Below are 20,825 nucleotides of genomic sequence, written 5' to 3'. Positions count from 1 at the left end.
CCGGTTGAACCGGACGAAGGTGCCCTTCCGCCGTTTCGGGGGCCCGCCGCTTCAGGGGCTCAGCCGTTTCGGACCGCCGCTTCGATCCGCGCCCGCACCTCGGGGCGGCGCAGCGGCGGCACGGTCGGCGGGGGCTGACGACGCTCCGGCAGGGCGTCGAGCAGGCGTTCGGTGGCCGCGGTGACCTCGGCGACCGCCCGCTCGAACGGCTCCCGGGTGTGATCGGACAGTTTGTGGATTCCGCTGACCTTCCGGACGTACTGGACCGCGGCGGCCTCGATCTCCTCCGCGGTCGCAGCAGGCTCCAGCCCACGCAACTCGGTGATGTTTCGGCACATGCCCCGACCCTAGTCCCGGCCCGCCGGTCCCGCCGACGCCCGAGCCTGCCCGGGATCCGCGACCGAGCCGTGCGGGCCGGCATGCCAACGACCGCACCCGTGTCGATCTCGGCGGCCCGCGGCCCCGTCTCCGGTAATGTCCGCCACTGTGAAGCTGACGCGTGATCGTGAGGAGACCGGTGGGCCGGGTCGTCCGCGCGATCCGCAGGTCGACCTCGCGGTGCTCGATGCCACCGTCGCACTGTTGGTCGAGGCCGGATACCAGAAGACCACCATCCAGGCGATCGCCCGCCGCGCCCGGGTCAGCGCACCGGCGATCTACCGGAGGTGGGCGACTCGGGAAATGATCATCGAGGACGCCGTTTTCGGGCTGCAGGAGGACAACGACCATCCCCTCCCGCCGGTCACCGACAACCTGCGCGCCGATCTGCTGGCGTGGACCCGCAAGTTCCTCGACCGCACCGCCCACCCCGCCGCCCGCTCGGCGATCCCCGGACTGCTGTCGGCGTACCACCACCACGACGGCGTACACGAGCGCCTCGTGCAACGCGCCGAGGCGCCGACGCGCGCCGCACTCGTCGAACGCATCCTCGAGGCGGTCCCCGATGCCGGCGCGCGCGCCGAGACCACCGCGGGCATCGTGTTCGACATGCTGGTGTCCACCACGATGATTCGGGGCGTCGCGCACGGCTACGAGGGCGCCGACGAGTGGTGCGAGCACCTCGCCGACGCCCTCCACTCCGTCATCGCCGCCCTGCGGTAGCGATCCCACCACCACGCGGACCCGTTCGCCACGCTGTCTCGGGCAGGCGGTTCTCGCACCGAAACGCCCGGAGGGCACCCCCGCTGCGCGGGAATGCCCTCCGGGATCGGTCGAACGCGGTTACTGCGCCAGGCGCTCGATGATGGTGACGTTCGCGGTGCCGCCACCCTCGCAGATGGTCAGCAGGCCGTAGCGGCCGCCGGTGCGCTCGAGCTCGTTGAGCAGCGTCGCCATCAGCTTGGTGCCCGTCGCGCCGAGCGGGTGGCCGAGCGCGATCGCGCCGCCGTTGACGTTGACCTTCGCCGGGTCGGCGCCGATCTCCTTGATCCAGGCAAGCACGACCGGGGCGAATGCCTCGTTGATCTCGATCAGGTCGATGTCGTCGATGCTCAGGCCGGTCTTGGCCAGCGCGTGCTGGGTCGCCGGGATCGGAGCGGACAGCATGAAGATCGGGTCGTCACCGCGCGCGCTCATGTGGTGGATCCGGGCACGGGGCTTGAGGCCGTGCTTGGCGACGGCCTCCTCCGACGCGAGCAGCAGCGCGCTGGCGCCGTCGGAGATCTGGCTGGCGACGGCGGCGGTCATCTTGCCGCCCTCGACGAGCACGTTCAGCCCGGCCATCTTCTCGAGGCTGGTCTCCCGCGGACCCTCGTCGACGGTGGCGTCACCGAGCGGGACGATCTCGTTGTCGAAGCGGCCCGCGGCGATCGCGGCCTTGGCCCGCTCGTGGCTCTGCAGGGCCCACTTCTCGAGCTCCTCGCGGCTGATGTCCCACTTGTCGGCGATCATCTCGGCGCCCTTGAACTGGGACACCTCCTGGTCGCCGTAACGCTCGGCCCAGCCCTTCGACTCCGCGGTCGGGGTGCTGAAGCCGTACTGCTCGCCGACGATCATCGCCGCCGAGATCGGGATCTGGCTCATGTTCTGCACGCCGCCGGCGACGATCAGGTCCGCGGTGCCGGAGAGGATCGCCTGCGCGCCGAACTGGATGGCCTGCTGGCTCGACCCGCACTGCCGGTCGACGGTCACGCCGGGCACGTGCTGCGGCAGCCCGGCCGCGAGCCACGACATCCGGGCGATGTTGCCGGCCTGGCCGCCGATGGCGTCGACGCAACCGAACACGACGTCGTCGACCTCGGACGGGTCGATGCCGGTGCGCTCGACGAGGGCCTTGACGATGTGGGCGCCGAGGTCGATCGGGTGGACGCCGGCGAGGGCGCCGTTCTTCTTTCCGATCGGGGTGCGGATGGCATCGACGATGTATGCCTCGGGCATTGGAACTCCTCCGGGTTAGGACCGTGACTCGGGGCTGGACAGCCCGTCGAGAACGATGGCGAGGTACTGCTTGGCGACGGATTCTGCGGTCTTCGGTCCACCGGGCCGGTACCACCGGACCGCGACCCACACGGTGTCCCGCAGGAAGCGGAAGGCGAGCTCGATGTCGATGTCGGGGCGGAAACTGCCGTCCGCGACGCCGGATTCGAGGACGGACACCCACAGCGTCCGGAACTCCCGGTTGCGCTGGGCGATGTACGCGAACCGCTCGTTGCCGACGAGGTGCTTGGCCTCGTCCTGGTAGATCGCGACGGCCGCATGCGAACTGTCGATGGCCTCGAACGAGGCGACCACCAGCGCCTCGAGGGTCGCGCGGGTGCCCAGACCCGCGCTGGTGATGACCTGGTAGCGGCCGAACAGGTCGTCGAGGAATCCGCGCAGGATCTCGTCGACCATGGACTCCTTGGAGTCGAAGTGGTGGTAGAGGCTGCCGGACAGGATTCCGGCGGCGTCGGCGATGTCGCGGACCGTGGTGGCGCGGGTGCCTCGTTCCGCGAACAGTCCGGCCGCGAGGTCGAGCAGCTCGGCGCGGCGACCGGATTTGTTGGCGGACTCTTCGGTGCGGGACGGTGGTGTCACCCCAACAGCATACCAACCAAGCGATTGCTAGGGTCAATGGATGGTTGAGTCAGCGCGCAGTGCCGTCGTGACCGGAGGGTCCGGCGGAATCGGAATCGAGATCGTCAAAAACCTCGCCGCCGCGGGACATCCCGTGGCACTGACCTACCGGTCCAACGCGAGCCGGGCCGAGGCAGTCGTCGCCGACGTGGTCGCGTCCGGCGGCCGCGCCCGCGCCGACCGGGTCGACCTCACCGATCCGGACGCGGTCGCCGAGTGGGCGGAGGGCGTGCGCGTCGAGTTCGGCGATCCGGCGGTGCTGGTGCACGCGGCCGGGCCGCACATCCCGATGGTGCACCTGTCGAAGGTCTCCCCCGCGACCTACGCCGAGCACCTGAACGCCGAGGCCACCGCGTTCTTCGCCGTCGTCCACGCATTCCTGCCCGCGCTGCGCGCGACCGGCGGGTCGGTGGTCGCGGTGACCACCGCCGCCACCGATCGCTACCCGGTCCGGGACGGCCTGTCGTCCGGGACCAAGGGTGCCGTCGAGGCGCTGGTGCGGGCGTTCGCGGTCGAGGAGGGACGGTTCGGGGTGCGGTTCAACGCGGTCGGACCGGGCATGCTCACCGACGGCATGGCGGAGCGCCTGATCGGCAGCGACGACCTGGACGAGCGCGCGCTGGCCGTGGCAACGAGCCGGATCCCGTTGGGCCGATTCGGCTCGGCCGTGGACATCGCCGAGGCGGTCGGCTTCCTCGCGAGCGAGAAGGCCGGCTTCATCAGCGGCCAGAAGATCAACGTCGACGGCGGCTACTCCGTCTGACCGTTCCCCCGGACTTCCCTCCTACCCCACCCACCAACGACCGAATGTGGGATCCGGTCACTTGAAGTGACTGAATCCCACATTCGGTCAACCCGGGGTGGGTGCAGAGGATGGCGCGGCGTGGCGCGGACCCCCCGTTGCGTCAGGCGCGCTGGCTGGAGATGGAGACGATCTCGCCGGTCAGGTAGGTGGTGTAGTCGCTGGCGAGCATCGCGATGGTCGCGGCGATCTCCCACACCTCGGCGGCCCGGCCGTACGCCTCGCGGGACGCGAGGGTGTCGAGCAGTTCGTCGCTGGTGACCTTCGCCAGGAACGGGTGCTTGGCGATGGACGGGGCGACGGCGTTGATCCGGACGCCGTACTCGGCAGCCTCGATCGCCGAGCAGCGGGTCAGCGCCATGACGCCGGCCTTCGCGGCCGCGTAGTGCGACTGCGAGTGCTGCGCGCGCCAGCCGAGGACCGACGCGTTGTTGACGAGGACGCCGTTGTGCGGGGCCGACTTGAAGTACCGCAGCGCCGCGCGGGTGGCGCGGAAGGTGCTGGTCAGCGTGATGTCGACGACGCGGTCCCACTGCTCGTCGGTCATGTCGACGATCGGGGTCTCGCCGCCGAGACCGGCGTTGTTCACCAGCACGTCGATGCGGCCGAGCTTCTCGGCGGCACCGGCGATCAGCGCGTCGACCTGCTCGGTGCTGGAGACGTCGCACACGAACGATTCGATCTGCTGGCCACCGAACTCGGCCGACAGCTTCTCGACGGTCTCGCCGAGACGACGCTCGTGGAAGTCGGAGACCAGGACGTCGGCACCCTCGAGCAGGGCGCGGCGGGCGGTGGCGAAGCCGATGCCGGTGCCGGCCGCGGCGGTCACGACGACCTTCTTGCCCTTGAGCAGGTTGTGGCCCTCGATCTCCTCGGGGGCGACGGACAGCGGGGACTTGATGGTGGCGGTCACGGGCGTGCCTCTCGGGGAAGGCCGAGCACCCGCTCGGCGATGATGTTGCGCTGGATCTCGTTGGATCCGCCGTAGATGGTGTCGGCGCGAGTGAACAGCCACAGGCGCTGCAGGTCGTTCAGTTCCTCGCCCGGCTCGGTGTTCTCGACGCCCACGAGCGAGGCCGCACCCTGGACCTCCATGGCGAGTTCGCCGAGGCCGCGGTGCCAGTTGGCCCACAGCAGTTTGGCGACCGACGCCTCGCCGCCGTTGGCGCTCGCGTCGACGCTGGCGAGCGTGCGCAGCGCGTGGGCGCGGATGACCTGCAGGCTCATCCAGGCGCGGGAGATCTTGTTGCGGATGGCGGGATCCTTGGCCGCGCCGTTGCGCTCGGCCAGTTCGACGATCGACTCGAGTTCACGGGCGAAGCCGATCTGCTGGCCGAGGGTCGAGACGCCGCGCTCGAAGGTGAGCGTGCCCATCGCGGTGGCCCAGCCGTTGCCCTCGCCGCCGACGACGAGGTCCGCGTCGGTGCGGGCGTTGTCGAAGAACACCTCGTTGAACTCGGAGGTGCCGGTCAGCTGGATGATCGGGCGGACCTCGATGCCCTCCTGGTTCATGGGAACCAGCAGGTACGACAGGCCCTTGTGGCGGGACGAACCCGGCTCGGTGCGCGCGACGACGAAGCACCAGTCGGCCAGGTGCGCGAGCGACGTCCAGACCTTCTGGCCGTTGACGACCCACTGGTCGCCCTCGAGGCGCGCGGTGGTCGACACGTTCGCGAGGTCGGAGCCGGCGCCCGGCTCGGAGTAGCCCTGGCACCACAGTTCGGTGACGGTCTTGATGCCCGGCAGGAAGCGCTGCTTCTGCTCCTCGGTGCCGAACGCGATGAGCGTCGGGCCGAGCAACTCCTCACCGATATGGCTTACGCGTGCGGGTGCGTTCGCACGCGCGTACTCCTGATGGAAGATGATCTGCTGACTCAGCGTCGCCTCGCGTCCGCCGTACTCCTTCGGCCACCCGAGGCAGGTCCAGCCTGCGGCGGCCAGGTGGCGATCCCACTCGAGGCGTTCCTCGAACGCCTCGTGCTCACGCCCCGGCCCACCCAGGCCCTTCAGCTCGGCAAACTTCCCGGAGAGGTTCTCTTCGAGCCATTCGCGTACTTCTTTGGCGAATGCCGCGTCGGCGGCCTCGCTCTCACCCTGGCTAACGTCCACAGCGATACGGTACCCTACCAAGCACTTGCTTTGTATAGAGGTTCCGCCTCGTTGAGGAGAGATTGTGAGCACGAATGTGACCACCGGGCCCCGGACGACCCCGGCCACGCTGTGGCGCGCCGCTGAACAATTCGGGTCGAACGAGGCCGTTGCAGACGGATCCGAGCGCATCACCTACACCGAACTGCTCGACCGCGTGCGCACCGCCGCGCGGGCGCTGATGGCCAAGGGTGTCCAGGCCGGCGACCGCGTCGCGGTCTGGGCGCCCAACACCTACCACTGGGTCGAGGCCTTCCTGGCCGCCCAGTACGCCGGTGCGACGCTGGTGCCGATCAGCACCCGCTACACCGGCCACGAGGCCCTCGACATCCTCGAGCGCACCAAGGCGAAGGTCCTGGTCGTGCCGGATCGCTTCCTCAAGGCCGATCGCCTCGCGGACGTCCTCAAGGCCGCGGGCGAGGGCGGAATCCCGACACTCGAGCTCGTGGTGCGCACCCCGTCGGACGATCCGACCTCCGGCGCCCCGACGACGGAGTTCCCGGGTGGCGAGATCCTCGAGTGGGATCAGATCACCGCGGCCGCCGAGCCCGTCTCGGCGGAAGAGGCCGACGCCCGCGCTCGCGCCGTCTCCCCCGACGACGTCGCCGACATCCTGTTCACGTCCGGCACCACTGGCAAGAGCAAGGGCGTCATGACCGCGCACCGCCAGACCGTCGGGATCGCCGACGCGTGGGCCGACTGCGCCGAGGTCGACGACAAGGACCGCTACCTGGTCATCAACCCGTTCTTCCACACCTTCGGCTACAAGGCCGGACTCATGGTGTGCATCCTGCGCGGCGCGACGATCGTGCCCGCCGCGGTGTTCGACGTCCCCACGATCATGAAGATGATCGCCGACGAGAAGATCAGCGTGCTTCCGGGCGCCCCGACGATCCACCAGACGATCCTCGACTTCCCGACCCGCGGCGACTACGACCTGTCGAGCCTGCGCGTCGCGATCACCGGCGCAGCGGCAGTTCCGGTGGTGCTCGTCGAGCGCATGCAGGCCGAACTGGGCTACGACGCCGTCATCACCGCCTACGGCCAGACCGAGGCGGTCGTGGTGACGATGTGCCGCACCGACGACGACCCGGTCACCGTGTCGACGTCGTCCGGCCGCGCGATCCCCGGCATGGAGGTCAGGATCGGCGAGCAGGGCGAGATCCTGGTCCGCGGCGAGAACATCATGCTCGGCTACCTCGACGACCCCGACTCGACGCGGAAGACGATCGACGAGGACGGCTGGCTGCACACCGGGGACGTCGGAGTCCTGGACGAGCGCGGCTACCTCGACATCACCGACCGGCTCAAGGACATGTACATCACGAACGGCTTCAACGTGTATCCGGCCGAGGTCGAGAACACCCTGGCACGCATCGACTCCGTCACCGAGGCCGCCGTCATCGGCATTCCCGACGAGCGGGCCGGCGAGGTCGGGCGCGCCTACGTGGTCGTCAAGCCCGGCGCCACACTGACCGCCGACGAGGTCGTCGCGTTCTGCAAGGAGCGCCTGGCGGGCTTCAAGATTCCGCGCGAGGTTCGGATCGTCGACGGTCTGCCGCGCAACCCGTCCGGCAAGGTGCTCAAGAACGACCTCCGTGAGGGGAAGGCATGACCATGACCGTCAGCGACACGGAGGCCGGGGCCCTCCCCGACGAGGGCGACGTCGTCACCTACGAGGTCCGCGACCACGTCGCGTACGTGACGATGAACCGTCCCGACTACCGCAACGCGCAGAACTCGGTGATGACGTACGCCCTCGACGCCGCATTCGAGCGGGCCGTCGAGGACGACGACGTGAAGGTGATCGTGCTGGCCGGCAACGGCGAGCACTTCAGCGCCGGCCACGACATCGGGACGCAGGGCCGCGACCATCACGTGCACTACGAGAACAAGGCCGCCCTGTGGTGGGACCACCTCGGCAAGCCGGGCGGCGACCAGCGTTTCGCCCGCGAGACCGAGGTGTACCTGGGCATGTGCCGCCGCTGGCGGGAGATGCCGAAGCCGATGATCGCGCAGATCCACGGCGCGTGCATCGCCGGTGGTTTGATGCTCGCCTGGTGCTGCGACCTGATCGTCGCCTCGGAGGACGCGTTCTTCTCGGATCCGGTTGTCCGGATGGGCATCCCGGGTGTCGAGTACTTCGCCCACCCCTGGGTGCTGGGGTCGCGGTTCGCGAAGGAGATCCTCTTCACGGGCGACCGCTTCACCGCGCAGCGCGCGTACGAGGTGGGCATGGTCAACCGGGTCGTCTCGCGCGACGACCTGGAGGCCGAGACCCGTGAGCTGGCCGCTCGCGTCGCGCAGATGCCGCGGTTCGGTCTGGCACTGACCAAGAAGGCCGTCAACCAGTGCGAGGACCTGATGGGTCAGCGTGCCGGTATGGACTCGGTGTTCGGCCTGCACCACTTTGCCCATGCGCACAACGCCGAGGTGGGTAGGGACTCCCTGGGCGGAATGGACGTCAACAGTATGAAAGCGAAGGCGGAATAGTGGATCTCGAACTGGATGAAAAGGCCCGCGCCTTCCAGCTGGAAGTGCGCGAATGGCTCGCTGCCAACGTCCCGGCGGAGCCGCTGCCGTCGATGGACACCGCGGAGGGTTTCGAGGCCCACCGCGAGTGGGAGCACAAGCTTGCCGACGCCCGCCTGTCGACCGTCGCATGGCCGACGGAGTTCGGCGGCCGCGACGCGTCGATGATCGAGTGGATCATCTTCGAGGAGGAGTACTACAAGGCCGGCGCCCCCGGCCGCGTCAGCCAGAACGGCATCTTCCTGTTCGCGCCGACGTTGTTCGAGCACGGCACCGAGGAGCAGCTCGCGCGAATCATGCCGCGCATGTCCCGCGCCGACGACATCTGGGCGCAGGCGTGGTCCGAGCCGGAGGCCGGCAGTGACCTCGCGGGCATCCGCTCGACGGCCCGCCGCACCGAGGGCGGCTGGATCCTCAACGGGCAGAAGACGTGGAGCTCGCGCGCCACGTACGCCGACTGGGGCTTCGGCATGTTCCGCACCGACCCGGAGGCGCAGCGCCACAAGGGCCTGACGTACTTCATGTTCCCGCTGAACCAGGACGGCGTCACCGTGCGCCCGATCCCGCAGCTCGACGGCGAGCCCGGCTTCGCGGAGATCTTCTTCGAGGACGTCTTCGTCCCGGACACCGACGTCGTCGGCGAGGTCAACAACGGGTGGCGCGTCGCGATGAGCACCGCCAGCAACGAGCGCGGCCTGTCGCTGCGCAGCCCGGGCCGCTTCATGTCCGCGGTGGATCGGCTGATCGAGGTGTGGAAGGCGAACGCCGAGGACACCGACACCGCCGCCCGCGACCGCGTGGTCGACGCGTGGATCGGCGCCGAGGCGTACCGCCTGCACACCTGGGGCACCGTCACCCGCATGCTCGAGGGCGTCCCGCTGGGCGTCGAGGGCTCGATCAACAAGATCTTCTGGTCCGAGCTCGATGTCCGGATCCACGAGACGGCCCTCGACCTGCTCGGCGCCGACGGCGAGCTCGCCGGCAAGTGGCAGGACGGGTACCTGTTCTCGCTGTCCGGCCCGATCTACGCCGGCACCAACGAAATTCAGCGCAACATCGTTGCCGAGCGTCTGCTCGGACTCCCGAAGGCGGATCGATGAAATTCTCCCTGTCCACCGAGCAGCGCGACTTCGCGGACAGCCTCCGCGGACTGCTCGCCAACGCCAACACCCCGGCCGTCGTCCGGTCGTGGGGTGAGAACGACACCGCCGCGGGTCTCGAGCTGCTGCAGCAGCTGGCCGAGACCGGCGTGACCGCGCTGGCCGTGCCCGAGGAGTTCGACGGCATCGCCGCGCACCCCTCCGATCTGGCCGTCGCGTTCATCGAGCTGGGCCGCGCCGCCGTGCCGGGCCCCATCCTCGAGACCGCCGCCGCCGTCCCTGCCCTGCTGTCGGCGCTGGGTGACCAGCAGCTCGCCAAGCGCTTCCTGCCCGGCATCGCCGAGGGCACCTCGCTGGCGTCGCTGGTGCTCGAGCCGTCCACCCCGCGGGCCCTCGACGCCGACCTGGCCGACCCGGTTCTGCGGGTCTCCGGCGACACCCTCGAGCTGGTCCGCGCGACCACGCAGCTCGAGTCGGTCGACCCGGCCCGGCGCCTGTTCGAGGTCGAGTCGGTCGAGACACTCGCGCAGGGCGCGGACGTCGTCGCGGCCGCGGAGAGGGCGTACGACCTCGCGGTCCTCGCCGCCTCCGCGCAGCTGATCGGCGCCGGCCACGCGATGATCGAGACCGCCACCGAGTACGCGAAGAACCGGTCCCAGTTCGGCCGCGTGATCGGCAGCTTCCAGGCCGTCAAGCACCACCTCTCCGACGCCCTCGTGGCCGTCGAGATGGCGACCCCGCTGGTGTACGGCGCGGCGATCTCCATCGCCGAGGGTGCGGACACGATCGCCCGCGACGTCTCGGCCGCGAAGGTCGCCGCCGCGAACGCCGCCTACCTGGCGTCCCGCAAGGCGCTGCAGGTCCACGGCGCCATCGGGTACACCCTCGAGTGCGACCTGTCGCTGTGGCTGACGAAGACGCGGGCCCTGCAGTCCGCGTGGGGCACCGCCTCCGCACACCGCGCACGGATTGCGAGCGCGCTGTGAGTGGGGTCGGAGTGTTCGCGGAGGAGCAGATCGAACTCCGCAAGACGGTTGCCCAGTTGCTGGCCAAGCGCGCCGACGCGGCCGCGCTGCGCAAGACGCTCGAGTCGGGCGAGGCGTTCGACCGCGGCCTGTGGGACGTGCTGTGCCAGCAGGTCGGTGTCGCGGCGCTCGCGATCCCGGAGGAGTTCGGCGGCTTCGGTGCCACCCTCGTCGAGCAGCACCTGGTGCTCGAGGAGCTCGGCGCTGCTCTGACGCCGTCGCCGATGTTCGGCTCCGCGGTCCTGGCCGCGCAGGCGATCCTCGCGACCGGCAACACGGAGGCGTGCGAGCGCCTGCTGCCCGGCATCGCCGAGGGATCGTCCATCGCCGCCCTCTGCTGGGTGGGCCCCGAGGGCCACTGGCGCAGTGACGATGTCGCGTGCACGGCTGCCGGCAACGACGCCGACGGTTACACCGTTTCCGGTGCTGCCCACTACGTGCTCGACGGTGCACACGCCGACGTGCTCATCGTGGCGGCGTCGGTCGACGGCGCCATCGCGCTGTTCGAGGTCGACCCGTCCGCCGATGGCGTCGCCCGCCGCCGGCTGCCGACGATGGACCTGACCCGTCCGATGTCGTTGGTGGAGTTCGCTTCCGTCCCGGCCGTCCGGCTCACCGCCGGTGACGCGACGGCGGCGCTCGAGCGCGTGCGCACCATCGCGATCGTCGCGCTGTCAGCCGAGCAGGTCGGCGCCGCCGAGCGCTGCATGCAGATGACGGTCGACTACAGCAAGGACCGCGTCCAGTTCGGTCGCGCGATCGGCAGCTTCCAGGCGCTCAAGCACCGCATGGCGGACCTGTACTTCCTGGTCGAGACGGCGCGGTCGGCGTCGTACGCGGCGGTGTACTCGCTGAGCGAGGGCCTGCCGTCGGCAGCCGCGGACGCCGCGGTCGCGAAGGCGTACTGCTCGGAGGCGTTCAACGCGATCACCGGTGACGCGATCCAGCTGCACGGCGGCATCGCGATCACCTGGGAGCACGACGCGCACCTGTTCTTCAAGCGCGCGCACGGCAGCTCGCAGCTGTTCGGGCAGCCGGAGGAGTTCATCAAGGAGATGGAGTCGCTCGCGGGCCTGCCCGCATAAGTCGACGGCGGGCCTGACCGCACAGGTCGACGGGCTCGCGGGGTCTCACACCCCGCGAGCCCGAAACCTGCTCCCCCGCCCGCGTTTCCGGACCGGGACGACGGCTCTCGTATTCCCGGAATCGGCGAAAAACGCACATCACAGGAACGGCCGGTGTCATGCTCCGCGCATGGACATGGGCGCTCTCGAAGACATCCGCCAGCTCAAGTACCGGTACTTCCGGACCCTGGACCTGAAGCTCTGGGACGAGTTCGCGGACACCCTCGCCGACGACGTCGTCGGCGAGTACGGCACGCACGCGCTCGCCGATCCGCTGGTGTTCGAGGGACGCGAGGAGCTGGCCGGGTTCATGCGTCGGACGCTCGGCCCGTCGATCACGACGGTTCACGTCGCCAGCCACCCGGAGATCACCGTGACGGGCAACTCTGCTTCCGGGTCCTGGTGTTTCGAGGACACCGTGATCGTCCCCGACGCCAGGAGCCTGATCCGTGGTGCCGGGTACTACCGGGACGACTACCGGCGGGACCGGGACGGCCGCTGGCGGATCACCCGCACCTCGTACGCGCGAATTTACGAATCACTCGTGTCGCTCGACGACATCCCCAGTCACCGCTTGCTGTCCCACATGTGGTCGGATCGCCCGACGTCCGACTGAGAAGTCACGCGCCCTTCAGGTTGTCTCGCGCCCAGGTCGCGATGGCGTCGAGTGCCGGTATCAGCGCCTCGCTGGCCTCGGTCGCGCGATACACCACGGTCACCGGTGGCCCGTCGTCGACGGTGCGCTGCACCAGGCCCGCGGCCGTGAGCTCGGCCAGTCGCTCGGAGAGCACCGAGTCACTGATCCCGGCGACGGCCCGTTTGAGCTCGGAGAATCCTGCCGGGCCCTGCACGAGGGTGCCGATCAGCACCCCGTTCCAGCGCTTCCCGAGGAACTTGAACGCCTGACTCAGCCCGGCGTCACATGCCCGGGGCTCGTGGTGCTCGGCGTCCCTCTGCATTCCCCCACCCTACCAATCGACTCCAACGCCGAGAGTTGCTAGCTTTTTCGAAGTGAGCTAGCTTTCTCGATGTTACTAGCTTTTTCGAAGATGTCCGCTACGAGTGCGGCACTGCCCCCAGGAGTCACCGTGTTCATCGCTGTCGTGATCGTGTCCGTGTTGCTGGCCCTCGTCCTCACCATGTCCGCCGTGGGCAAGCTCGGCAAGAACCCCCAACAGGTCGAGTCCATGACCAACGTGCGCTTCCCCGTCGACAAGATGTGGATGCTCGCCGTCGCCGAACTCGCCGGCGCGGCAGGTCTGATCGCCGGCCTGTTCTGGTGGCCGCTCGGCCTCGCGGCCGCGATCGGCGTCGTCGCCTACTTCCTCGGCGCGATCGTCATGCACGTGCGCACAAACGACAAGACCATCGCGCCCGCAGGTGTCCTGATGCTCGTGGCAGTCGCCGCGGCGGTGCTCGCGCCGATCGCCGCCTGACCGTCAGCCCTGCAGATCCACGATCTCCTCGAGGAACTGCGCGACCCCGTCGTCGTCGTTGGAGGGCAGCACCCGATCGGCGAGTTCGAGGATCTCGGACAGTGCGTTCGCAGGCGCCAGCGCGGTACCGGCCCAGCTCAGCATCGGCACGTCGTTGACCGCGTCCCCGATGACGGCAACCTCCGCTGCCGAGACACCTCGCGCGTCGCACAGCCGGGCGAGGGCGCTCGCCTTCGACACCCCGGTCGCCGCCATCTCGATGTACGGGGCACCCGAGTGGGTCAGTTCGACACCGTCGACCCCGGCCGCGGCCGCGAGCCGGTACAGCTCGTGGCCGGGCACCTCGGGATGCCGGGCGACGATCTTGACCATCGGCTCGGCCATCTGCGGCAACCGCTCCTCGAGGATCATCTCGTCCGGGGTCCGATGGTGGTCGGTGTAGTCGCACAGCGCCGCGTACTCGGGTTCGGCCACGAAGGTCGTCGGCCCGACGTTGGCGAACACCGCGCCCGGGACGAGGGTGCGCACGCGGTCCATCGCCGCGAGGGCCGCGGTGACCTCGATCGAGACGGTGCCGGTGATCTCGGGGCTGCCGTCGGCCAGGTCGAGGGTGACCGCGCCGTTCGCGCAGATCGCCTCCCCACGGAACCCGCAGGACCGGGCCAGCGCATCGACCGAGTGCCTGGCGCGGGCCGTCGCCCACACCACCTCGACGCCGGCATCACGCGCGGCGGCCATCGCCCGCGCCGTGCGAGGCGAGACCGTCCGGTCGGACCGCAGCAGGGTCCCGTCGAGGTCGGAGGCCACCAATCTGATTCGCGTCACCCCTCGATGATCCCAGCCCGGCGAGGCGGCCCTGCCGTACGGGCCGCGACGCCACATGCCGCCGGCACACCTAGCCTGGATCCATGACCACTCCCGAGATCACCCTGAATTCCGGAACCGTCATCCCCCAACTCGGCCTGGGCGTCTGGCAGGCAGCGAACGACGAGACCGAGCGCGCCGTCCGCTTCGCGCTCGACGAGGCCGGCTACCGGCACGTCGACACCGCCGCCGCCTACGGCAACGAGGAGGGTGTCGGCCGCGGCATCGCGAGCTCCTCGGTGCCCCGCGAGGACCTCTTCGTCACCACCAAGCTGTGGAACTCAGACCAGGGCCACGAACCCGCGCTGGCCGCGTTCGACGCGAGCCTGTCCCGCCTCGGTCTCGACTACGTGGACCTCTACCTGATCCACTGGCCGCTGCGGAACAGGGACACCCGGCTGCGCACCTGGGACGCACTCGAGAAGATCGCCGAGTCCGGGCGCGCCAAGGCGATCGGGGTGTGCAACTTCGAACCGCACCACCTGCAGGAGCTCGTCGACCGCGGCGGCGTGCTGCCCGCCGTCGACCAGGTGGAACTGCACCCGCATCTCCCCCAGCACGCGATCCGCACGTTCGCGTCGCAGCACGGCATCGCGGTCGAGTCGTGGAGCCCCCTCGGCGGCACCAGCAACTCCGGGTGGGGCGACGCGTCCAAGCCCAACACGCTGCTCGGCAATCCCGTCCTCACCGCCGTCGGTGAGCGCCACGGCAAGTCGCCCGCACAGGTCCTCATCCGCTGGCATCTGGACAACGGGCTGATCGTCATCCCGAAATCGGTGCACGACAACCGGATCGCGCAGAACATCGACGTGTTCGACTTCGCTCTCACCGAGCAGGACCTGGCCGAGATCGCGACTCTCGACAACGGTGCCAGGGTCGGCTTCCACCCCGACGAGATGAACCTCGGCGCCCCGGCGTAGCGGCAGGGTGCCTATCCGGTCGGCGCCGCCGCGGTGAACTTCACCGGCAGCTCCTCGAGTCCCGAGACGAAGTTCGCCGGCCTCAGCGGCAGCGGGTCGCTCCCTGCGAGGGCCATGTCGGGCAGGCGCTCGAGCAGGCGCTCGAACATCAGCTTGCCCTCGAGACGGGCGAGCTGGTTTCCGAGGCAGAAGTGGGTGCCGAATCCGAAGGCCACGTGCGGGTTCGGGTCTCGTCGGGTGTCGAAGACGTCGGGGTCGTCGAACACCGACTCGTCGAAGTTCGCGGACTCGAACAGCAGCAGCATCTTCTCGCCCTGTTTCAGGTCGGCGCCGAAGAAGGTGGTGTCCCGGGTGACAGTGCGGGCCATGTTCTTGATCGGCGACACCCACCGCAGCATCTCCTCGATCGCGAGCGGCAGGCCGGAGGGATCCGCGACCAGCCGATCTCGTTGATCCGAGTGCCGCATCAACTGCTCCATGCCGCCGCTCAGGACGTGGCGGGTGGTCTCGTCGCCGCCGATGAGGATCAGCAGCGCCTCGTTCACGATCTCCTGGTCGTCGAGGCGCTGCCCGTCGATCTCGGCCTGCACGAGGACGCTGATCAGGTCGTCGGACGGTTCCTTGCGCCGTTCGGCGATGGTGCGGAACGTGAATTCGTTGAATGCGACGTACGCGTCCATCATCGCCTTCAGCTGGTCCTCGGTCGCGTTGCTTCCCAACGCCTTCACCAGATCGTCCGACCAGCGCAGGAAGGTCTCGCGGTCCTCGGGGCGGACGCCGAGCATGTCTCCGATCACCGCCATCGGCAGTGGCGCCGCGAGGTCGGCGACGAAGTCGCACTCCCCCCGCTCGCAGACCCCATCGATCAGCTGATCGCAGATCTCGCGGATCCGCTCGATCTTCGCCTCGACCTTCTTACGGGTGAAACCGGTGTTGACCAGCCGGCGGCGTTGCAGGTGCTCGGGGTCGTCCATGTCGATCATCTGTGGCAAGGGGCCGGTCTCCGGACGGATGCCGCCGGCGTTGGAGAACAGCCCCGGATCACGCTCGGCGGCGATGAGCGCGGCGTAGCCGGCCGCGGCGGGCACCCCGTTGCGGTCCCGGAACACCGGCTCGTGTGCGCGCATCCAGGCGTACGCCCGCCTCGGATCGCCGAACTCCCCGGCGTAGAACCGCCCGTCGACCAGTTCGATGTCGGGTCGTCGCATCGTTGCCCGTCCCCTCGGTCCGCTCTCGACACGCTTCGGTCCGAAGCGTATGCCTTTCCGATGCAAACCATGTCCGGAAACGGGCCACGGTGGTAGAACAAGTTCCACCGATGCGAGGGGAGTGCGCGTGGACACGAACGGCTCGGGCGACCTGCAGGGCAAGTCGATCCTGGTGACCGGCGGCGGCAGTGGGATCGGCCTCGGGGTCGCGGACCTGCTCGCCCGCTCCGGCGCCCACGTGACCATCGTCGGACGCACCGAGGACAAACTCGCCGCGGCCGCGGCGACGATCACCCCGGAGCGTGGCGGCTCGATCACCCACCACGCCGCCGACGTCACCGTCGAGGACCAGATCGCGCGGGCCGTCGCGGCGGCCACCGCGGTCACCGGCCGACTCGACGGCGCGGTCGCCTGCGCAGGCGGCAACGAGACGATCGCCCCGGTCACCCAGATCGACGTCGACGCGTGGCGTCGCACCGTCGAACTCAACGTCACCGGCACCATGCTCACCCTCAAGCACGCGGCCCGCGAACTCGTCCGCGGCGGGGGCGGTTCCTTCGTGGCGATCTCGTCGATCGCGAGCAGCAACACCCACCGCTGGTTCGGCGCCTACGGCGTCTCGAAGTCGGGCGTCGATCACCTCGTCCAACTCGGCGCCGACGAACTCGGCGCGAGCAACGTCCGCGTCAACTGCATCCGCCCCGGTCTGACCCGAACCGATCTGGTCGCCCTGATCACCGAGGGCGGACCACTGCTCGAGGACTACCAGTCGTGCACCCCCCTGCCCCGGATCGGGGAGCCCGAGGACATCGCCCGACTCGCCCGTTTCCTGCTCGGCGACGAGTCCACCTGGATCACCGGGCAGATCATCAACGTCGACGGAGGCCAGATGCTGCGCCGCGGACCGGATTTCAGTTCCATGCTCGAACAGGTCTTCGGCGCCGACGGCCTGCGCGGGGTGGTGGCGCCGTGACCGCCCACGACGTGCTCGGACAGCGGGTCGAGATGCCGGTGCGGGTGCGGCAGGCGACCGCGTTCATGGCGATGTACTCGGTGCCGACCGCGGCGGCACAGCGACTGATCGACCCGACCGGCCTGCAGATCCTGCAGTTCCGGCCCGGCCGCGGACTGTGCGCACTGGTCTTCGTCGACTACGTCGACGGAGATCTCGGTCCGTACAACGAGTTCGGCGTGGTCTTCATGGTCCGCGACCACCGCGCGAGCGGAGGCTCCACCCTCACCGATCTGACTGCACTCGCGAAGGGCCGTTCCGGCGCCCTGATCCACCAACTGCCCGTCGACGGCGACTTCACGCTCGCCGCCGGGCGCGGGATCTGGGGATTCCCCAAGGTGCTGGCCGACTTCCGCGCCGATCACTCCTCGGACGTCAAACACGCGTCGGTCAGCCAGGACGGCCGGCTGATCGCGGACCTGGCGGTCAAGCCGGGCTTCAGAACACCCGACCGGGCGTCGAGCACCACGATGCAGGCGTATTCACATCTCGACGGTGTCACGCGCTGCACCGACTGGGAGTGGAACCCGAGCGGAGTCCGCACCCGCCTCGGCGGGGCCGAACTGACGTTGGGTTCGCATCCGATCGCCGACGAACTGCGCGCGCTCGAACTGCCGCGGCGGGCGCTGATGACCACCTCGATTCCCGACCTGAGGATGGAGTTCGGCGACGCAATATCCTTGCAATAGCTAAGATTCCAGGATGGTCTTGGCGTTCTGCAGGCTGCCACGGACGTCGTGGCCGTAGAGCTTCTGGACGATCGGGTCCGCGAACTTGAACAGTCCGGTGCCGCCCTCGGCCTCCATGTGGAACGACACCCGGGTCCCGCCGTCGGCGGCGGCGAAGTCCAACTCGCGCGTGTAGCCGATCTTCGACTCCTTCGACCGGAACGCAATCCTCTTGTTCGCCTCGTACGCGCTCAGCTCCTCGGTGATCTCCAGCCGGACCCCGGCGACCTTGACCGAGAAGGACGACACGGCCCCGACCTCGTCGGGGGCGCCCGAGACCAGCTCGTAGTTGCCCAGATTGCTGTTCCACACCAGCACGTTTTCGGGGTTCGACAGGAACTCGAACACCTCCGGGAGCGGGCGATTGATGTCAATCGATTCGTCGGTCTTCAACGTCTTGGCCATGACAATTCCTGCCTCGTGGTTGCGTGCATCGTGCCCGCGAGCGAGCACGATTGTGAGCGACCCTCAGCCGGGAACCCGGCGGCGGAATTCCAGAAGTCGCCCGCACAGCCCCGTTTTCAGCGCGACATCACGTCGCCGGGAGCGTGCACCCATTGGTTCCCCGACTGCGATCTTCCTGGCGTTCTCATGGTAGCCCGACAGGAATCGGTACAGAAGGCCCTGCGCGGGTCTTGCCAATTGCGGCGCGATCGTGTGAACTCCAAGTTGGACGATTGACCAGGTTTCATTTCGACGCCCTCGCAAAGGATTTCCGTAGTGAAGATCAGTCGACGCAGCGTGCTCGCCGGAGCCGCCGCCACGCCCGTCATCGCGGCCCTGTCCGCGGGGCCTGCCGCCGGCGCGCCCGTTCGCACCGCCCCCGGCGGGTCCGGCCTCCGGGTCGGGGTCGGCATCGCGGACGTCACCGGGCCCGTCGCCGAGAACGGCATGATGGGCTACTCCAGCTTCGAGCAGGTCTCGCAGGGCCTGCACCAGCGCACGAGGGCCCGGGCCTATGTCTTCGCCGACGCCGCCGACGGGCGCGTCGTCTACGTGTGTGTCGACACCTGCATGGTGTTCCAGTCCGTGCACGACGAGGTCCTGCGCCGCCTGCACACCGCGTTCGGCGGGATCTACACCGAGCGCAACGTCATGCTCACCGCGGTCCACTCTCATGCCGCGTGCGGCGGCGCGTCCCACGACTACGCGTACAACCTCGCGATTCTCGGCTTCCAGCCCCTGACCTTCCATGCCGAGGTGGACGGCATCGTCGACGCGATCACCGCGGCGCACGCGAACCTCGCGCCGGGCACCGTCGCGTACGGACGCAGCGAACTCGCCGATGCCAGCGTCAACCGCTCGCGAGTCGCCTTCGATCGAAACCCGCAGCGGGACAGGGACTACTACCCGCTCGGCATCGACACCTCGATGCGGACGATGCGCATCAGCCAGGGCGGGACGGATGTCGGTGCGATCAACTGGTTCGCCACCCACTGCGCGTCGCTGACCAACGAGAACTACCTGATCTCGGGCGACAACAAGGGCGCCGCCGCGTACTTCTGGGAACACGACCTCGAGGGCGTCCGGTACCTGGACGGCGCACCGGGATTCGTGGCGGCCTTCCCGCAGACCAACTCCGGCGACATGTCCCCGAACCTGCGTCTCGAGCCCGGCAAGGGGCCGACCGACGACGAGTTCGAGAACACCCGCATCATCGGCGAGCGTCAGGTGGCGGCCGCCCGCACCGCCTTCGCCGCTGCCGAACCGATGGAAGCTGCCACCGTCGACAGCCGGATCATGTACCTGGACATGGCGAACCAGGTCGTCGACGGCCGGTTCACCCCGGACGGCAAGCAGCGCCGCACCGCTCCGGCCTGTGTCGGCGCGGCGATGAGCGCGGGCAGCACCGAGGACGGTCCGGCCATCCCGATCTTCCCGGAGGGCACCCGCAACCCGGTCGTCGACGCCCTCGGCGGCATGAATGCACCGGTGCCCGACTGGCTCGCCGACGCGCAGGCCCCCAAGCTCGTGCTGGTGGCGGTGGGGTTGCTGCCGCCGGACGGCTGGGTTCCGCACGTGCTCAAGATCCAGATCATCCGGATCGGCGACATCTACGTGGTCGGCGGACCGGCCGAGTTCACCATCGTGTCGGGGCTGCGGATCCGTCGCACGGTCGCGGAGGAACTCGGCGTTCCGCTCGAGAACGTCATCTTCCAGGGGTACGCCAACTCCTACTCGAGTTACTGCACCACCCCGGAGGAGTACGAGGCGCAGCAGTACGAGGGCGGCTCGACCCTCTTCGGCCGCAACACACTTCCCGCCTATCAGCAGGGCTACGCCCAGCTCGCGACAGCCATGCGCACCGGCACCGAGGTCCCGCGCGGTCCCGCGCCCCGCGACCTGTCCGGCTTCCAGCCCAGCTTCGGCCCGGGCGTCACGGCGGACGCCCCGCCCGCGGGACGGCAGTTCGGCGACGTTCTCGTGCAGCCCGCTCCGCGGGCGGAGGCGGGCGCCCAGGTGGTCGCCGAGTTCGTCACCGGGCACCCGAAGAACGACCTGCACCGCGGGGGTACCTTCCTCGAGGTGCAGCGGCTCGACGGCGGCCGATGGGTCCGGCACGCCGACGACGGCGACTGGTCCACCAAATACCGTTGGCGCCGTGAGGGTTCGAACGCCTCCGTCGCGCGCATCACGTGGGACGTTCCGGACGGCACGCCGAGCGGGCGGTACCGGATCCAGCACTTCGGCGACAGCAGGGACGCCGGCGGCGCGATCACCCCGTTCACCGGCACCTCCGCCGAATTCGACGTCTGAGGCGCCTTCGGTGCGCGTGCGTGGTGGGGGGGGGGGGGGGGTCGGCCACCCCGCACGCCCCGCGGGGGGGGGGGATTTGTTTATAGCGCGTTTGGTAATAACCCCCACCGGGGGT

Annotated in this window: 22 protein-coding genes; 13 read left to right on the top strand and 9 right to left on the bottom strand. The window is 69.3% G+C overall.

Annotation, left to right across the window (positions count from 1 at the left end; translation table 11 throughout):
* Positions 1-59: 59 nt before the first annotated feature.
* Entirely contained in the window at positions 60-338 is a 279-nt protein-coding gene (locus tag ACWDU4_RS26215; RefSeq protein WP_450116876.1) for a DUF2277 domain-containing protein, read from the bottom strand.
* 136 nt (positions 339-474) lie between these two features.
* On the opposite strand from ACWDU4_RS26215, the gene ACWDU4_RS26210 reads away from it, so the two are divergent.
* Complete coding sequence (locus ACWDU4_RS26210) at positions 475-1,101, top strand: TetR/AcrR family transcriptional regulator (RefSeq protein WP_450116875.1); 627 nt, start codon at positions 475-477, stop codon at positions 1,099-1,101.
* 120 nt (positions 1,102-1,221) lie between these two features.
* Here ACWDU4_RS26210 and ACWDU4_RS26205 read toward each other — a convergent pair whose 3' ends face one another.
* Complete coding sequence (locus ACWDU4_RS26205; protein WP_450116874.1) at positions 1,222-2,376, bottom strand: acetyl-CoA C-acetyltransferase; 1,155 nt, start codon at positions 2,374-2,376, stop codon at positions 1,222-1,224.
* A gap of 15 nt (positions 2,377-2,391) precedes the next feature.
* On the bottom strand, positions 2,392-3,015 hold the full coding sequence (locus ACWDU4_RS26200) for a TetR/AcrR family transcriptional regulator (RefSeq protein ID WP_450116873.1): 624 nt from the start codon (positions 3,013-3,015) through the stop codon (positions 2,392-2,394).
* A 40-nt stretch (positions 3,016-3,055) separates the two neighbouring features.
* Between ACWDU4_RS26200 and ACWDU4_RS26195 the strand changes: the two genes are divergently transcribed.
* Positions 3,056-3,817: an SDR family NAD(P)-dependent oxidoreductase gene (locus ACWDU4_RS26195; protein WP_450116872.1), complete on the top strand. Its 762-nt coding sequence runs from the start codon at positions 3,056-3,058 to the stop codon at positions 3,815-3,817.
* A gap of 142 nt (positions 3,818-3,959) precedes the next feature.
* Here ACWDU4_RS26195 and ACWDU4_RS26190 read toward each other — a convergent pair whose 3' ends face one another.
* On the bottom strand, positions 3,960-4,769 hold the full coding sequence (locus ACWDU4_RS26190) for an SDR family oxidoreductase (RefSeq protein WP_450116871.1): 810 nt from the start codon (positions 4,767-4,769) through the stop codon (positions 3,960-3,962).
* Positions 4,766-5,965, bottom strand: coding sequence for an acyl-CoA dehydrogenase family protein (locus tag ACWDU4_RS26185; RefSeq protein WP_450116870.1), 1,200 nt, complete (start codon positions 5,963-5,965; stop codon positions 4,766-4,768). Before ACWDU4_RS26185 ends, ACWDU4_RS26190 begins: the two co-directional genes overlap by 4 nt.
* A gap of 76 nt (positions 5,966-6,041) precedes the next feature.
* On the opposite strand from ACWDU4_RS26185, the gene ACWDU4_RS26180 reads away from it, so the two are divergent.
* The 6 genes from ACWDU4_RS26180 to ACWDU4_RS26155 all read left to right on the top strand — a co-directional run bounded on the left by ACWDU4_RS26180 (position 6,042) and on the right by ACWDU4_RS26155 (position 12,401).
* Positions 6,042-7,619, top strand: a complete 1,578-nt coding sequence (locus ACWDU4_RS26180; RefSeq protein WP_450116887.1) for a FadD3 family acyl-CoA ligase — start codon at positions 6,042-6,044, stop codon at positions 7,617-7,619.
* A 2-nt stretch (positions 7,620-7,621) separates the two neighbouring features.
* Positions 7,622-8,497: an enoyl-CoA hydratase gene (locus tag ACWDU4_RS26175; protein ID WP_450116886.1), complete on the top strand. Its 876-nt coding sequence runs from the start codon at positions 7,622-7,624 to the stop codon at positions 8,495-8,497.
* On the top strand, positions 8,497-9,636 hold the full coding sequence (locus tag ACWDU4_RS26170) for an acyl-CoA dehydrogenase family protein (RefSeq protein WP_450116869.1): 1,140 nt from the start codon (positions 8,497-8,499) through the stop codon (positions 9,634-9,636). Before ACWDU4_RS26175 ends, ACWDU4_RS26170 begins: the two co-directional genes overlap by 1 nt.
* Positions 9,633-10,622, top strand: a complete 990-nt coding sequence (locus ACWDU4_RS26165) for an acyl-CoA dehydrogenase family protein (protein WP_450116868.1) — start codon at positions 9,633-9,635, stop codon at positions 10,620-10,622. The genes ACWDU4_RS26170 and ACWDU4_RS26165 overlap by 4 nt, the downstream gene beginning before the upstream one ends.
* A complete protein-coding gene (locus tag ACWDU4_RS26160; RefSeq protein WP_450116867.1) occupies positions 10,619-11,746 on the top strand; it encodes an acyl-CoA dehydrogenase family protein in 1,128 nt (375 codons plus the stop codon). The genes ACWDU4_RS26165 and ACWDU4_RS26160 overlap by 4 nt, the downstream gene beginning before the upstream one ends.
* Positions 11,747-11,915: 169 nt before the next feature.
* On the top strand, positions 11,916-12,401 hold the full coding sequence (locus ACWDU4_RS26155) for a nuclear transport factor 2 family protein (RefSeq protein WP_450116866.1): 486 nt from the start codon (positions 11,916-11,918) through the stop codon (positions 12,399-12,401).
* 4 nt (positions 12,402-12,405) lie between these two features.
* Here ACWDU4_RS26155 and ACWDU4_RS26150 read toward each other — a convergent pair whose 3' ends face one another.
* Complete coding sequence (locus tag ACWDU4_RS26150) at positions 12,406-12,744, bottom strand: winged helix-turn-helix transcriptional regulator (protein ID WP_450116865.1); 339 nt, start codon at positions 12,742-12,744, stop codon at positions 12,406-12,408.
* A gap of 129 nt (positions 12,745-12,873) precedes the next feature.
* On the opposite strand from ACWDU4_RS26150, the gene ACWDU4_RS26145 reads away from it, so the two are divergent.
* The gene (locus tag ACWDU4_RS26145; RefSeq protein ID WP_450116864.1) at positions 12,874-13,221 is read left to right on the top strand and encodes a DoxX family protein; all 348 of its coding nucleotides are present in this window, start codon (positions 12,874-12,876) and stop codon (positions 13,219-13,221) included.
* Between the two features lie 3 nt (positions 13,222-13,224).
* On the opposite strand, the gene ACWDU4_RS26140 is transcribed toward ACWDU4_RS26145, so the two are convergent.
* A complete protein-coding gene (locus ACWDU4_RS26140; RefSeq protein WP_450116863.1) occupies positions 13,225-14,046 on the bottom strand; it encodes an HAD family hydrolase in 822 nt (273 codons plus the stop codon).
* Between the two features lie 83 nt (positions 14,047-14,129).
* Between ACWDU4_RS26140 and ACWDU4_RS26135 the strand changes: the two genes are divergently transcribed.
* A complete protein-coding gene (locus tag ACWDU4_RS26135; protein ID WP_450116862.1) occupies positions 14,130-15,005 on the top strand; it encodes an aldo/keto reductase in 876 nt (291 codons plus the stop codon).
* An 11-nt stretch (positions 15,006-15,016) separates the two neighbouring features.
* On the opposite strand, the gene ACWDU4_RS26130 is transcribed toward ACWDU4_RS26135, so the two are convergent.
* A complete protein-coding gene (locus ACWDU4_RS26130) occupies positions 15,017-16,213 on the bottom strand; it encodes a cytochrome P450 (RefSeq protein WP_450116861.1) in 1,197 nt (398 codons plus the stop codon).
* A 127-nt stretch (positions 16,214-16,340) separates the two neighbouring features.
* On the opposite strand from ACWDU4_RS26130, the gene ACWDU4_RS26125 reads away from it, so the two are divergent.
* Complete coding sequence (locus tag ACWDU4_RS26125; protein WP_450116860.1) at positions 16,341-17,186, top strand: SDR family oxidoreductase; 846 nt, start codon at positions 16,341-16,343, stop codon at positions 17,184-17,186.
* Positions 17,183-17,914, top strand: coding sequence for an acetoacetate decarboxylase family protein (locus ACWDU4_RS26120; protein ID WP_450116859.1), 732 nt, complete (start codon positions 17,183-17,185; stop codon positions 17,912-17,914). Before ACWDU4_RS26125 ends, ACWDU4_RS26120 begins: the two co-directional genes overlap by 4 nt.
* Here ACWDU4_RS26120 and ACWDU4_RS26115 read toward each other — a convergent pair whose 3' ends face one another.
* Positions 17,915-18,358 carry an SRPBCC family protein gene (locus tag ACWDU4_RS26115; RefSeq protein ID WP_450116858.1) on the bottom strand — a complete coding sequence of 148 codons (444 nt, stop codon included), beginning with the start codon at positions 18,356-18,358 and terminating at the stop codon, positions 17,915-17,917.
* Positions 18,359-18,673: 315 nt separating this feature from the next.
* Between ACWDU4_RS26115 and ACWDU4_RS26110 the strand changes: the two genes are divergently transcribed.
* Positions 18,674-20,710, top strand: a complete 2,037-nt coding sequence (locus ACWDU4_RS26110) for a neutral/alkaline ceramidase (RefSeq protein ID WP_450116857.1) — start codon at positions 18,674-18,676, stop codon at positions 20,708-20,710.
* The last annotated feature ends 115 nt before the right edge of the window (positions 20,711-20,825 follow it).

The organism is Rhodococcus sp. NPDC003348 (genome assembly GCF_053589375.1).
Note: the sequence above shows the minus strand (reverse complement) of the source record. Positions and strands in the feature narration are given on the sequence as shown.